We start from the raw sequence: 11,816 nt of genomic DNA on the forward strand, positions 1-11,816 counted from the left end.
CAAGACCGGCGAGCTGGTGGCTCAAATGTTCGCGCCCGATAACACCCGTTCGCCGCCGAAGGCACGCGCACGCGGGGCGTCCACACGCTCACGCAGCAGCGCCACCGCCCGCTGCGCGCGCGCCGACAGCGGCCACTCGGCGCGATGGATCAGCCATAGCGTGTCGACCACCGGCGGGCCGCAGTCCACCACGCGGATGGCCGCCTGCGACGCGAAAGCCTGCCGCGCGTATTGCGGAATGATGGTGAACCCCAGCCCCCGCGCAACATATTCGAGAATCAGGCCGATCTGGTTCGTGCACCCCTTGCACGGCAGGCTCTGCACGCCGGGATTGCCCGGAAATCGACGACTCAACAAGCGCGTCGACATCGCCTCGCCATCCGGGTGATCGATGTATCCAATGCGCTTCAAGTCTTCCCATTTGTGCACGTCTTCCCCCGCCGGAACCACGAGTTCGAGTGGCTCCTGCGTGAACGGCGTGGCGGCAAGCCGCGGATCGTCCGGCCGCAACGTCACCAGGCCCAACTCGAAACGATTCTGCAACACGCCTTCGAGCACCTCCCGGTCAGGCGCGAAGCGATGCTGCACGACCATCGCCGGGTTGGCCTTCTGCATGTCGAGCAGGATCGGACACAGGTACAGCCCGATGCTGCCCGGCGTGATGAGCGTGATTTCACCGCAATCGTCGTCCGCATCGTCCAGCCGTGAGCGAAGATGCCGCGCCGCACACTCGACTTCGCGGCAATAGGTCAGCAGCGCCTGGCCGGCGGGCGTGAGTTCAATGGCGCGCGGACGTCGCACCAACAACGGCCCAAACTCCGCTTCGAGATGCTTCACGTGCTGGCTCACGGCCGCCTGCGTCAGGCCCAACCGGTCGGCGGTGCGCGTGAAGTTACCGAGCTCGGCGAGCGTAGCGAACGATTTGAGCCACTGAGGATTTACCATAATGAACTGTTATCAATTCGATAATGTGTGGATGGTTTTCATTATAGCGTTGTGCGACTAACATGGCGTTGGTCGACCTGCGACGGTCGAGGCACTGCGAAATACCGACATCCAACATGGTCTTCAGCGACCGATGTCGTCCGTCAGCGCCGCTCCCCTGACTCCAAGAGAAACCCATGTCCGCCCTGTTTTCCCCGTTTGAATTGAAAAGCGTCAAGTTGCGCAACCGTGTGGCCATTCCGCCGATGTGCCAGTACAGCGCCGTCGACGGTCTTATCAACGACTGGCACCTCGCCCATTACGCCGGACTGGCGCGTGGCGGCGCCGGGCTGGTGATCGTCGAGGCGACCGCCGTATCGCCCGAAGGCCGTATCTCCCCGGGATGCACCGGACTGTGGAACGACGCTCAGGCGCAAGGCATGGCGCGCATTGCGTCGGCCATCAAGGCGCATGGCGCGGTGCCCGGCATTCAGATCGCGCACGCCGGACGCAAGGCCAGCGCCAATCGCCCCTGGGAGGGCGACGATCACATCGGTGAAGACGATCCGCGCGGCTGGCCCACGATCTCGCCGTCGGCGGTCGCTTTCGGCGCGCATCTTGGCAAAGTGCCCAAGGCGATGACGCTGGACGACATCGAACGCGTAAAAGCCGACTTCGTGGCAGCGGCGCGCCGGGCCTTGGCGGCGGGCTTTGAATGGCTCGAATTGCACTTTGCCCACGGCTATCTCGCGCAGAGCTTCTTCTCGGTGCATGCGAACCATCGCGACGATGCCTACGGCGGCGACGTCGCGCGACGCAGCCGCTTCTTGCTTGAGACGCTCGCCGCCGTGCGCGAGGTGTGGCCCGAGCATCTGCCGCTCACCGCGCGTTTCGGCGTGCTCGAATACGACGGCCGCGATGAAGAAACGCTGGCGGAATCGATTGCGCTCACGCGGCAGATGCGTGCAGGCGGTCTCGATCTGCTCAACGTGAGCGTCGGCTTCTCGACACCCACCGCGAATATCCCCTGGGGCTCGGCGTTCCTCGCGCCGATCGCCGAGCGCGTCAAGAAAGAAGCAGGGATTGCCGTGGCGTCGTCGTGGAGCATCGACGATCCGCGTGCGGCCGAGCGTGTGGTGGCCGACGGTCAAATGGATCTCGTGATGATCGGCCGCGCATTGCTCGCCAACCCGCACTGGCCGTATTACGCAGCGCGCGAACTGGATGTGGCGCGTCCGTCGTGGGTGTTGCCCGCCCCGTATGCGCACTGGCTTGAACGCTATCGCGTGCAACGCGCCGCCTGATCACGGCGACGCGCCATGAACAACGCCCCCGTGCATCGGAAGACGTACGGGGGCGTTGGCATTTCAAGCGAGCTTCAAACGGTCGCCGTCACCAGTTGATATCGACGCAGAGCACATGCAGGCCTTGCTTGGCGGGCGTGGCGATGGAGGCGGTCACGCACAGGTGAGCTTCATTGATCGAGAGATAGGGCGATGTGAAGTGCACCTCGCCAGGCGCTCGCATGGCATCGATGAAATAAGGCCGCCGTGCCCAGTTCGCCCCCTCCGAATGCAACAGCGGACGGAAACGCTTGGCGCGCTGTGACGAATGGTTGTGCGGCAGCACGTTGTCGCCGATCTGGCGTCCAGCGGCATCGAGCAGGAAGCATCGCGCGGCATCGGGCAGTGCGAGCAGGTCGTGCGTCGCGTGTCTGAGGTCCTGCCCCTGAGCCAAGTGGGCGGCGGCGGCCTCGATGCCCGCCACATACGGGGCAAGCCGGGCATGCTCGGCCCGCTCCCGCTCGACGAGTTGCGTGCGCAGCGCCGACGACAGCGCGTCCATGCGCTCGGCCGCGACCTTCGGCTGCACGGGGTCGACATCCGGCCCCGCGAAGTACAGCCCCTGCACGAAGTCGACGTTGCACTCCAACGCGATGAGCGCTTCGCGATCCGTCGCGAGGCCGCCCATCATCACCAGTTGTCCCGATTCGTGCAGCAGCGACACGAGCCCGGGCAGTACGCGTGCCAGATGCGATTGCTCGGTCGCCTGCGCGAGAATGCCGCGATCGAGCACCACGATGTCCGGGCGCAGATCCCACACCCGGTCGATGTTCGAATGCTTGGCCCCGAAGCCGCCCAGCGCGATCAGGAAGCCCGCCTTGCGCAGGCTGCCGACGATGGCGCCAAAGCGCGGCGTGTCGCCGCCCGCCTGCTCGGGCACTTCGAGCACCACGCGTTGCGGCGACAGGCCGATGGCCTTGAGCGTGGCGATGAGTGCGTCGCCGTAGACAGTGTCCATCAGGGCGGCGGGGTGCAGGCTCAGGAAGAGCCACGCATCGCGGCCGTCGAATTCATGGAAGTTGCCCAGATGCAGCGATTCGGCCAGTCGGCCCAGTTCGAGCATGTCGCCGTGCCGCGCGGCCAGCGTGAAGACTTCGTGCGACGGGATGTGGCGACCTTGCGCATCGTGCGCGCGCAGGGACGCGTGGTAGCCGATGGCGCGCCGGTGCGAGACAGAGAAGACCGGCTGGAAGACGCTGCAGATCGTGAAGTCGCCGTAGATGACGATGCGCCGGCCGTCTTCGGCCGCCGTCAAACGGGGCGGCAGCAAGCCGGGGGCGTCGAGATCGATCATGGTCATGGTAGGGACGGGCGCGGGGGCAGCAGGGTTAAGTACAGGATAGATGAGCAAGAACCGTGCTCAAAGGCGCCCGGCGGCGCCGGCGCTATTGTCCCTGATTTTCCGCGATTTTTCGCCCGGGAGACGACGCATCGCACCAGCGTGCGTCGCCTTCGCACCAAACTGGGGCCTGGGCGTTAGGGCGCCCGACATCGCGCCGCCGCCGGATGTCCGTCCCGGCGCGGCGGCGCTTGGCCCGTCAATGCTCGGTCACGCCGGCCCCGTGCCATACATTCTGGCGGCGCTGGCGGCTGCCGATCCACGCCGCGGACAGCGCGCTGATGAGGCCGGCGCAGAGTACGTAGATGCAGATCATCCACGGCTCCCCGCCATTCTTCTGCAACAGGTACGTCGCGATGATCGGGCTCAGGCCGCTCGCGAAGATGCCCGAGAACTGGTAGACGAAGGAGATACCGGTGTAGCGGACCTTGGCGTCGAACAGTTCCGAGAAGAGGGCGGCTTCCGGTCCGTAAATCGAGGCGTAGATCACGCCCAGCGGAATCACGATGGACAGCCAGACGAGCATCACGTTGCCGCCGCTCGCCTTCATCAGCCAGAACCCGGCGAACGACGACAGGCCGGTTGCGAGCGAGCCCCAGAAGTAGATACGCGTGCGACCGATGCGATCCGAGAGCTTGCCGAAGAACGGAATGGTGAAGATCATCACGAACGCGGCGGCCATCACGCCGGTAAGCGCTTCGGTCTGTGACAGCTTGAGCGTCTGCGTCAGGTAGGAGATCGAGAAGACACCGAAGACGTTGAAGAACACGCCGTCGATGAAGCGCGCGCCCATGCCGGCCAGTACATTGCCCGGGCTGCGCATGAGGACTTCGGCGATCGGCATCTTGATCTCGGTGCCGGCCTTCTTGATCTTCGTGAACTCGGGCGTCTCCATCACATTCAGGCGAATGTACATGCCGATGGCCACCAGCCCCACCGACAGGAAGAACGCCACGCGCCAGCCCCATGCCAGGAACTGAGCCGTGGTGAGGGTGTATGACAGCAGAGCAACCACGCCAGAGGCCAGGCACAGGCCGAGCGCGAGGCCCACCTGCGGAAGGCTGGCGTAGAAGCCGCGCTTTTCCTTGGGCGCATATTCGAATGCCATGAGCACCGCGCCGCCCCACTCGCCGCCCAGCCCGATGCCTTGCAGCACCCGCAGCACGAGCAGCAGCACCGGCGCCCACAGGCCGATTTGTGCATACGTCGGCACCAGTCCGATGAGCATCGTGGCAATGCCCATGATGGTGAGAGTCATCACGAGCATGCTCTTGCGGCCGAGCTTGTCACCGAAATGCCCGAAGATCACGCCGCCCAGCGGCCGGCTGAGAAAGCCCACGGCGAACGTGCCATAGGCGAGCATCGTCGAGACGAGCGGGTCGCTGCCGGGAAAGTACAACTTGTTGAACACGATGCCGGCGACAACGCCGTACAGGAAAAAGTCGTACCACTCGATGGTGGCGCCGATAAGGCTGGCGACGACGACACGGCGCATCTGCCGGGCGTCGGTCTGCTTCGATGCATTCATGGTTGTCTCCGAATATTTTAATGGTTGGGGCTGACGTGACTGGCTAAATGGCGACGGCAACGCGTGCCGCCTCTGCTGGCGGCGCCTCGCTGCCGCGAATCTCCTGCATGCCCGACGCCTGCTTCCTGTCTTCGAGAATCATGTCGGCCGCTTTCTCGGCGATCATGATGGTCGGTGCATTCGTGTTGCCCGAAACCAGCTCGGGCATGATCGACGCGTCCACGACGCGCAGCGCCGCAAGGCCGTGAACGCGCAGACGGTCGTCGACGACCGACATCGGGTCGTGACCCATCCGGCAAGTGCCCGCCGGGTGATAGATCGATTGGCTGAACTGGCGCGCGGCCTGAAGCAACTCGTCGTCGCTCTGATACTGCGCGCCCGGGATGAACTCGCTGATGATGTGCGGTGCGAGCGACGGGGCGGCGGCAATGCGGCGCGCCACCTTGATGCCGTCGATCACCACGCGATGGTCGCGCTCATCCGACAAATAGTTGGCGTGGATCGCCGGGTATTGCAGCGGATCGTTGGACCGGATCTCGACGCTGCCCCGGCTGAACGGGCGCAGCTGGCACACGGACGAAGTGAACGCCGAGAACCGGTGCGCACCCTTGCCCGGCTTGTCGGCCGAGAGCGGCTGCATGTGGAACTGGATGTCGGGACGCGTGAGTTCCGGGCGCGAGCGCGTGAAGATCGTCACCTGACTGGCGGCGAGCGTGAGCGGCCCCGTGCGGAACATCGCGTATTGCAGGCCGATGAGTGCCTTGCGCAGCGGGTTGTTGACCTCGTCGTTGAGGGTGCGCTCGCGGGTCTTGAAAACCAGGCGCACTTGCAGATGATCTTGCAGATTCCGGCCAACGCCCGGCAGCGCATGTCGCAGCGCGACACCGGCCTTGGCCAGCACCGTCGTCGGGCCGACCCCCGAGTTTTGCAGCAACTGCGGCGACCCGATGGCGCCGGCCGCGAGAATCACCTCGACGCGTGCGCGTGCCCTCTTGCGCTCGCCGTTCTGCAGATACTCGACACCCACCGCGCGCTTGCCTTCGAACAGCACGCGGCAGGTCTGCGCACGCGTTTCCACCACCAGGTTGCGACGCCCGCGAGCCGGCTTCAGAAAGCCCTTCGCCGTACTCCAGCGAAAGCCCCGGAACGCCGTCTGCTGGAAGTAGCCGACACCTTCCTGCGTCGCGCCGTTGTAATCCGCATTGAATGGGATGCCGGTGTCGTTCGCGGCGGCGATGAAGTGCTCCGCGATCGGGCGGCGCAGGCGCAGGTCGGACACCTTGAGCGGGCCACCCACGCCGTGATACTCGTTGGCACCGTGCTCCTGATCTTCGGATTTGCGGAAGTACGGCAGCACGTCGGCATAGCGCCAGCCGCGATTGCCCAGTGCCGCCCAGTGATCGTAGTCTTCGCGCTGTCCGCGCACGTAGAGCAGCCCGTTGAGCGAACTGGAGCCGCCCAGCACCTTGCCGCGCGGCCAGTCGATCTGACGGTTGGCCACGTTGGCGTCGGCCTCGGTGCGATAGCACCAGTCGAGTTCGGGGTCGTGCATCGTCTTGAAATATCCGACCGGGATGTGAATCCACGGATTGCTATCGGGGCCGCCGGCCTCGAGCAGCAGCACCCGGTTTGCCGGGTCCGCGCTCAGGCGATTGGCGAGCACGCATCCGGCGGAGCCCGCACCGACGATCAGATAGTCGACCTCATGTTCCATACCGCTTGTCTCCTGCCTCGCATCTGCTTCGAATTGGGTGAAACGATTTGTTTCGGATTGTTTCGATCCAATGTCGGCGAGCCGTACGCAAATGCCAAGCAAAAAACCGCGTGTGGCGGAAAACTGAAACGGATTTCGCGCTTGGCGTCTCAGAACGAGACGATTGCTGCAGCGCATCTGCGGGGTTTTACTAGGGGTTGGCGCGCGGACTCGATGCGTCGATCGACTGGAGCGCCGCGGGGTCTCTCAGACAGCCCCGGGGTTATCCCGAGGCGGATGATTGTCAAATAATTGGTATATTTTGTTTCTTTTATTGTGTTTGTGACGAGCGAGGAGGTGGAATGCGCGAGACGGTCACGCTGGAGGAGGGAGAGTTGCGCGCGAGCGACGAGGCGCGGAATCTGCGTGCCCTGGCCGTCATTGAACGACTGGCGATGGCCGGACAGCCCTACACGTTGTCGCAGCTCGCCACGCGCCTGTCGATTCCGAAGGCCACCCTCATGCGCCTGATCGAGGCGCTGGAGGTCTGCGGCTATGTCTCGCACGTGCCCGATTCGCGCGGATCGGAGCGAGGTCTGTCGTTGGGGCCGCGCGCGGCGCGACTGGCGCTGGTCACGTTGGCGAACAACAACTTCACACGTGCGGCACGCTCGTTGCTGCGCGCGTTGGTCGATCGTGTCGGCGAGACCGTCAACCTGACAGCGCTCGACGGCGACGAGATTCTTTACATCGAACGGGTGGAGACGAACGAGCCGCTGCGCATGCAGATGCATCCCGGCATGCGTGTGCCACTGCATTGCACGGCGAGCGGCAAGCTGTTCCTGTCTCAGATGCCGGTGGCGGAACGCCGCGCCGTACTCTCGCGCCTGTCGCTCAAACGCATGACGCCGCGCACCATCACCGACGTGAGCCTGTTGGAGGCCGAGCTGGACCGGCTGGCCGCGCGCGGCATCGGTATCGATAACGAGGAATTCGTGCGCGGCATGGTGGCGGTGGGCGTGCCGGTGCGCGCACTCGATGACGGCCACGTACGCGCGGTGCTCGCCGTGCATGGGCCGACGGCGAGAGTGACGCTGGAACAACTGCTGGCGCTGGTGCCCACGCTGCGCGAGACCGCGACGGCGCTCGCACCGCTGCTCGACTGGCAACGGGCCGGCAAGACGGAGGCGTTGGCGAAACTGGCCGACGCCCGGGAGCAGCGCAGAGCGGTCTGACGTGTCAGAACGTCTTGGCGAGTTCCTTCGCGGCTTCCTGCAGGCGCGGCACGAACTCCATGGCCTTGGACAGCGACGTGCGCGAGACCGGGGCATGCACGGCCACGGCGGCGATGCACGTGCCGTCGTCCTTGAGCACCGGCGCGGCCACACAGGCGATGCCCAGCACGAACTCTTCGTTGTCGACGGCAATGCCCTTGTGCGCAATGCGGTCGAGTTCGCTTTCCAGCAGTTCGGGGTCGGTGAGCGTGTTCGGCGTGAAGCGTTGGAGCTTCATGGCGCGCAGGAGGGCGGCGCGTTGCTCGCGCGGCAGCATGGCCAGCATCAGCTTGCCGCTCGCACTGCTGTGCGCGGGGACGTGCGACCCTGGTTTGAGATCGAGACGCAGCGGCCACGGCGCTTCCATGCGGTCGAGATAGAGCACCTCGGTCTCGTGCAGCATCGTGAGGTTGCACGTCTCGCCCAGATCGGCCACGAGACGGCCAAGAATTGCGTGGCGCATGCGTCGAGCACCCGCCTGCATCATCACGCCCAGGCTCAGTTGCGCCAGGCGCGGGCCAATCACATAGGCGTTCTTCTGCCCCGGCTCGCGAATCACCAGTCCGCCCGCTTCGAGCGAGCCGAGCATGCGGTGCAGCGAGGCTTTCGGCATCTGGATGTCGTGCGCCATGTCGGCGAGCGAGACCGGTGCGTCGGCCGCGACGAGATATTCGAGCAACGCAAACGCCCGCAGGGTCGGGGTATCCGCCTTGTTGTCTGCAGGAGAGTCGAGCTGAAGTGCTGCGTCGTTCATATGCGCCGTTCCGGAAAATGGATCAGCGGTATTGTACCCAAACGGGCCATCGAACGGATTGAACGGCATGGGCTGGGTTCCGATGCGTTTCGGTTGGTTCAAATGTAGATGAGCCATCAGGCGTCGTCAATCAGTATTTTTATTTTTCGGAACGAATTGTTTCTAAAAATGGTTAACGTTATGATGCGCCGAATTGGCTTTGAACAGGAGAGGGACGTAATGGAGACCGCAACCCAACAACCGGATCGTCTGGTCGATGCCCGCAGCGTATTCGGCATCGATACGGATCTGCAGGTGCCGGCGTTCGGCGAGCGCGACGACCATGTCCCCGAGATCGACACGGCTTACCGCTTCAACCCCGATGTCACGCTGGCGATTCTGGCCGGCTTCATGCGCAACCGGCGCGTGATGGTGCAGGGCATGCATGGCACCGGTAAATCCACGCACATCGAGCAGGTGGCGGCGCGGCTGAACTGGCCGTGCGTGCGAGTGAATCTCGACGGGCACATCAGCCGTCTCGACCTGGTGGGCAAGGACGCCATCGTCGTGCGCGACGGCCATCAGGTCACGGAGTTTCAGGAAGGCATCGTGCCGTGGGCGCTGCAACGTCCGGTCGCGCTGATCTTCGACGAATACGACGCCGGGCGTCCCGACGTGATGTTCGTGATTCAGCGCATTCTGGAGCGCGACGGCAAATTCACGTTGCTCGACCAGAATCGCGTGATCCATCCGCACCCAGGCTTTCGCATGTTTGCCACGACGAACACCGTCGGCCTCGGCAACCTCAACGGCCTTTACCACGGCACACAGGTGCTCAACCACGCCCAGATCGACCGCTGGAACGTCGTGGCCACGCTCAACTATCTGTCGCGCGAGGACGAAGCGGGCATCGTGCTGGCGCGGGTGCCGGAACTGGACAGCGGCGACGGGCGCACGCTCATCGACTCGATGGTGAGCGTGGCGGAACTCACGCGCAAAGGCTTCGCGACGGGCGATCTGTCCACGCTCATGTCGCCGCGCACGGTGATCAACTGGGCGGAGAACGTGGGTATCTTCCGCGATGCCGGGCTGGCCTTCCAGCTCACGTTCCTGAACAAATGCGACGAGGCCGAACGTGCCGTGGTGGCCGAGTATTATCAGCGCGCCTTCGGTAGCGAGTTGCCCACGAACGACGGCAGCAGGTCGCTGCTGGCCGATGCGTCATGACGATGTCCGAGCGCGAGGCGGCACGTCGCGCCGCGCGTGGCGAGGCGCTGTGCGCCGCGACGGTGCGCGCGCTGACCGGCGACGCCGCGCTGCATTACAGCGGCGCGCGCCTGTGCCGGAACATGCGGCCGTTGCCGTTGCATGCCCCGCATCTGCAAACTCTGCCGGCACCCGCGGATCCGCTCGCGACGCTGCGCGGTGCTGCCGACGGCGCGGCGCTGCGGTTGCGGCACAGCGACGCGGCGTTACATCGCCGTCTGCAACCGGACGCACCGCTCGAGCGGCTGCTCTTCGAGCTGATGGAGCAATTGCGCTGCGAGACGTTCATCCCGGCGGGCATGCCCGGCGTGGCGAAGAATGTGCGCGATCGCTTCGAAGCCTGGTCGCGCGCGATGCACGCCGCGGGCGTGGCCGACAGTCATGTCGGGCTGCTGCTCTATACGGTCGCCCAGATGGGCTGGTCGAGGCTCACCGGCTATCCGGTCATCGAGGATACGGAAGGTCTCATCGAAGCCACGCGAATGGCCATCGCGCCACAGATCGGCGGCGCCCTCGCGGGCATGCGCCGAACGTGTGCCGATCAGGCCGCCTTCGCCGCGTACGCGCGCGCGCTGGCCGCCGATATCGCGGGCCTGATTCGTGCCGCCGGCGCTGACCAGGCCGAGGGCGATGCCAAGGACGACGAGGACGAAAAAGGTGTGCGCAACGCGTTCTCGCTGTTCCTCGATATCGACGATCACGAGGACGATGGCATCACGCTCGCGCATTCGGGCGATAGCCGCGTGCTCAAGGCGTCGGCGCAGGGCTACTGCGTGTTCACCCAGCGTTACGACCGTGAGCTGTATGCCGGCACGCTCGTGCGCCGGGCGCTGCTGACGGAATTTCGCGAACGGCTCGACGAGCGCATCGTCGCGCAGGCGATCAATGTGCCGAGGCTTGCGCGCGCGCTCAAGGCGGCGCTGGCGGTGCCGCAGCGCGACGGCTGGTCGTTCGGCGAAGAGCACGGGCGTATCGACGGACGGCGGCTCGCGCAACTGGTCAGCTCGCCTGCGGAGCGGCGGCTGTTCCGGCTCGAAAAGCACACGTTGATTGCCGAGTCGATGGTGAGCTTGCTGATCGACTGTTCCGGGTCGATGAAGGCCCAGATCGAAGCGGTTGCGATGATTGTCGACGTCCTGTCGCGGGCGCTCGATGCGGCGGGCGTGACCAACGAAATCCTCGGTTTCACCACCGGCGCATGGAACGGCGGACGCGCGCGCACCGATTGGCTCGCGCGCGGCAAGCCCAAGTTCCCGGGGCGCCTGAACGAAGTCTCCCATCTGATCTTCAAGGACGCCGTGACGAGTTGGCGCCGTGCCCGGTCCGACATCGCGTCGCTGTTCAAGGCCGATCTGTTCCGCGAGGGCGTCGATGGCGAGGCCGTTGAGTGGGCATGCGAGCGGTTGCGCTCGCGCAGCGCCAACCGACGTCTGCTGATCGTGATTTCCGACGGCAGTCCGATGGACGCCGCCACCAACCAGGCCAACGACGACCACTATCTCGACCATCACCTGCGCGAAGTCGTGGCGCAACAGCAGGCGCTCGGCGATGTGGAAGTGCTGGGGCTCGGCGTGGGTCTCGATCTCAGCCCGTATTACCGGAACTCGCTGGCGCTGGATCTGACGTCGCCGCCCGACATGACGATGCTCTCGCGGCTCGTCGACTGGATCGGCACCGGTGGTCGTCGCGCACACACGTAACCGCCGCCCGCGTCGT

General features: G+C 65.1%; 9 protein-coding genes. 4 read left to right on the plus strand and 5 right to left on the minus strand.

Annotated elements, in window-relative coordinates; all coding sequences use genetic code 11:
- Window positions 1-21: 21 nt before the first annotated feature.
- On the minus strand, window positions 22-945 hold the full coding sequence (locus tag PCE31107_RS03825) for a LysR family transcriptional regulator (RefSeq protein WP_150606602.1): 924 nt from the start codon (window positions 943-945) through the stop codon (window positions 22-24).
- Window positions 946-1,121: 176 nt separating this feature from the next.
- Here PCE31107_RS03825 and PCE31107_RS03830 point away from each other — a divergent pair, with 176 nt between their 5' ends.
- Entirely contained in the window at window positions 1,122-2,228 is a 1,107-nt protein-coding gene (locus PCE31107_RS03830) for an NADH:flavin oxidoreductase/NADH oxidase (RefSeq protein ID WP_150606604.1), read from the plus strand.
- An 88-nt stretch (window positions 2,229-2,316) separates the two neighbouring features.
- On the opposite strand, the gene PCE31107_RS03835 is transcribed toward PCE31107_RS03830, so the two are convergent.
- The 3 genes from PCE31107_RS03835 to PCE31107_RS03845 form a co-directional block, all read right to left on the minus strand.
- Window positions 2,317-3,567, minus strand: a complete 1,251-nt coding sequence (locus PCE31107_RS03835; protein WP_017231497.1) for an EAL domain-containing protein — start codon at window positions 3,565-3,567, stop codon at window positions 2,317-2,319.
- Window positions 3,568-3,805: 238 nt separating this feature from the next.
- Window positions 3,806-5,134, minus strand: coding sequence for an MFS transporter (locus PCE31107_RS03840; protein WP_130024879.1), 1,329 nt, complete (start codon window positions 5,132-5,134; stop codon window positions 3,806-3,808).
- Between the two features lie 43 nt (window positions 5,135-5,177).
- Window positions 5,178-6,848 carry a GMC family oxidoreductase gene (locus PCE31107_RS03845; protein ID WP_130024880.1) on the minus strand — a complete coding sequence of 557 codons (1,671 nt, stop codon included), beginning with the start codon at window positions 6,846-6,848 and terminating at the stop codon, window positions 5,178-5,180.
- 341 nt (window positions 6,849-7,189) lie between these two features.
- Between PCE31107_RS03845 and PCE31107_RS03850 the strand changes: the two genes are divergently transcribed.
- The gene (locus PCE31107_RS03850; protein WP_150606606.1) at window positions 7,190-8,062 is read left to right on the plus strand and encodes an IclR family transcriptional regulator; all 873 of its coding nucleotides are present in this window, start codon (window positions 7,190-7,192) and stop codon (window positions 8,060-8,062) included.
- A 4-nt stretch (window positions 8,063-8,066) separates the two neighbouring features.
- Here the strand turns inward: PCE31107_RS03850 and PCE31107_RS03855 are convergent, their stop codons facing one another.
- Complete coding sequence (locus tag PCE31107_RS03855; RefSeq protein ID WP_130024881.1) at window positions 8,067-8,855, minus strand: IclR family transcriptional regulator; 789 nt, start codon at window positions 8,853-8,855, stop codon at window positions 8,067-8,069.
- A 219-nt stretch (window positions 8,856-9,074) separates the two neighbouring features.
- Between PCE31107_RS03855 and PCE31107_RS03860 the strand changes: the two genes are divergently transcribed.
- A complete protein-coding gene (locus PCE31107_RS03860) occupies window positions 9,075-10,061 on the plus strand; it encodes an AAA family ATPase (RefSeq protein ID WP_150606608.1) in 987 nt (328 codons plus the stop codon).
- Window positions 10,058-11,800, plus strand: a complete 1,743-nt coding sequence (locus PCE31107_RS03865; protein WP_150606609.1) for a cobaltochelatase CobT-related protein — start codon at window positions 10,058-10,060, stop codon at window positions 11,798-11,800. The genes PCE31107_RS03860 and PCE31107_RS03865 overlap by 4 nt, the downstream gene beginning before the upstream one ends.
- Window positions 11,801-11,816: the final 16 nt, after the last annotated feature.

The organism is Pandoraea cepalis (genome assembly GCF_902459625.1).
Taxonomy (GTDB): Bacteria; Pseudomonadota; Gammaproteobacteria; order Burkholderiales; family Burkholderiaceae; genus Pandoraea; species Pandoraea cepalis.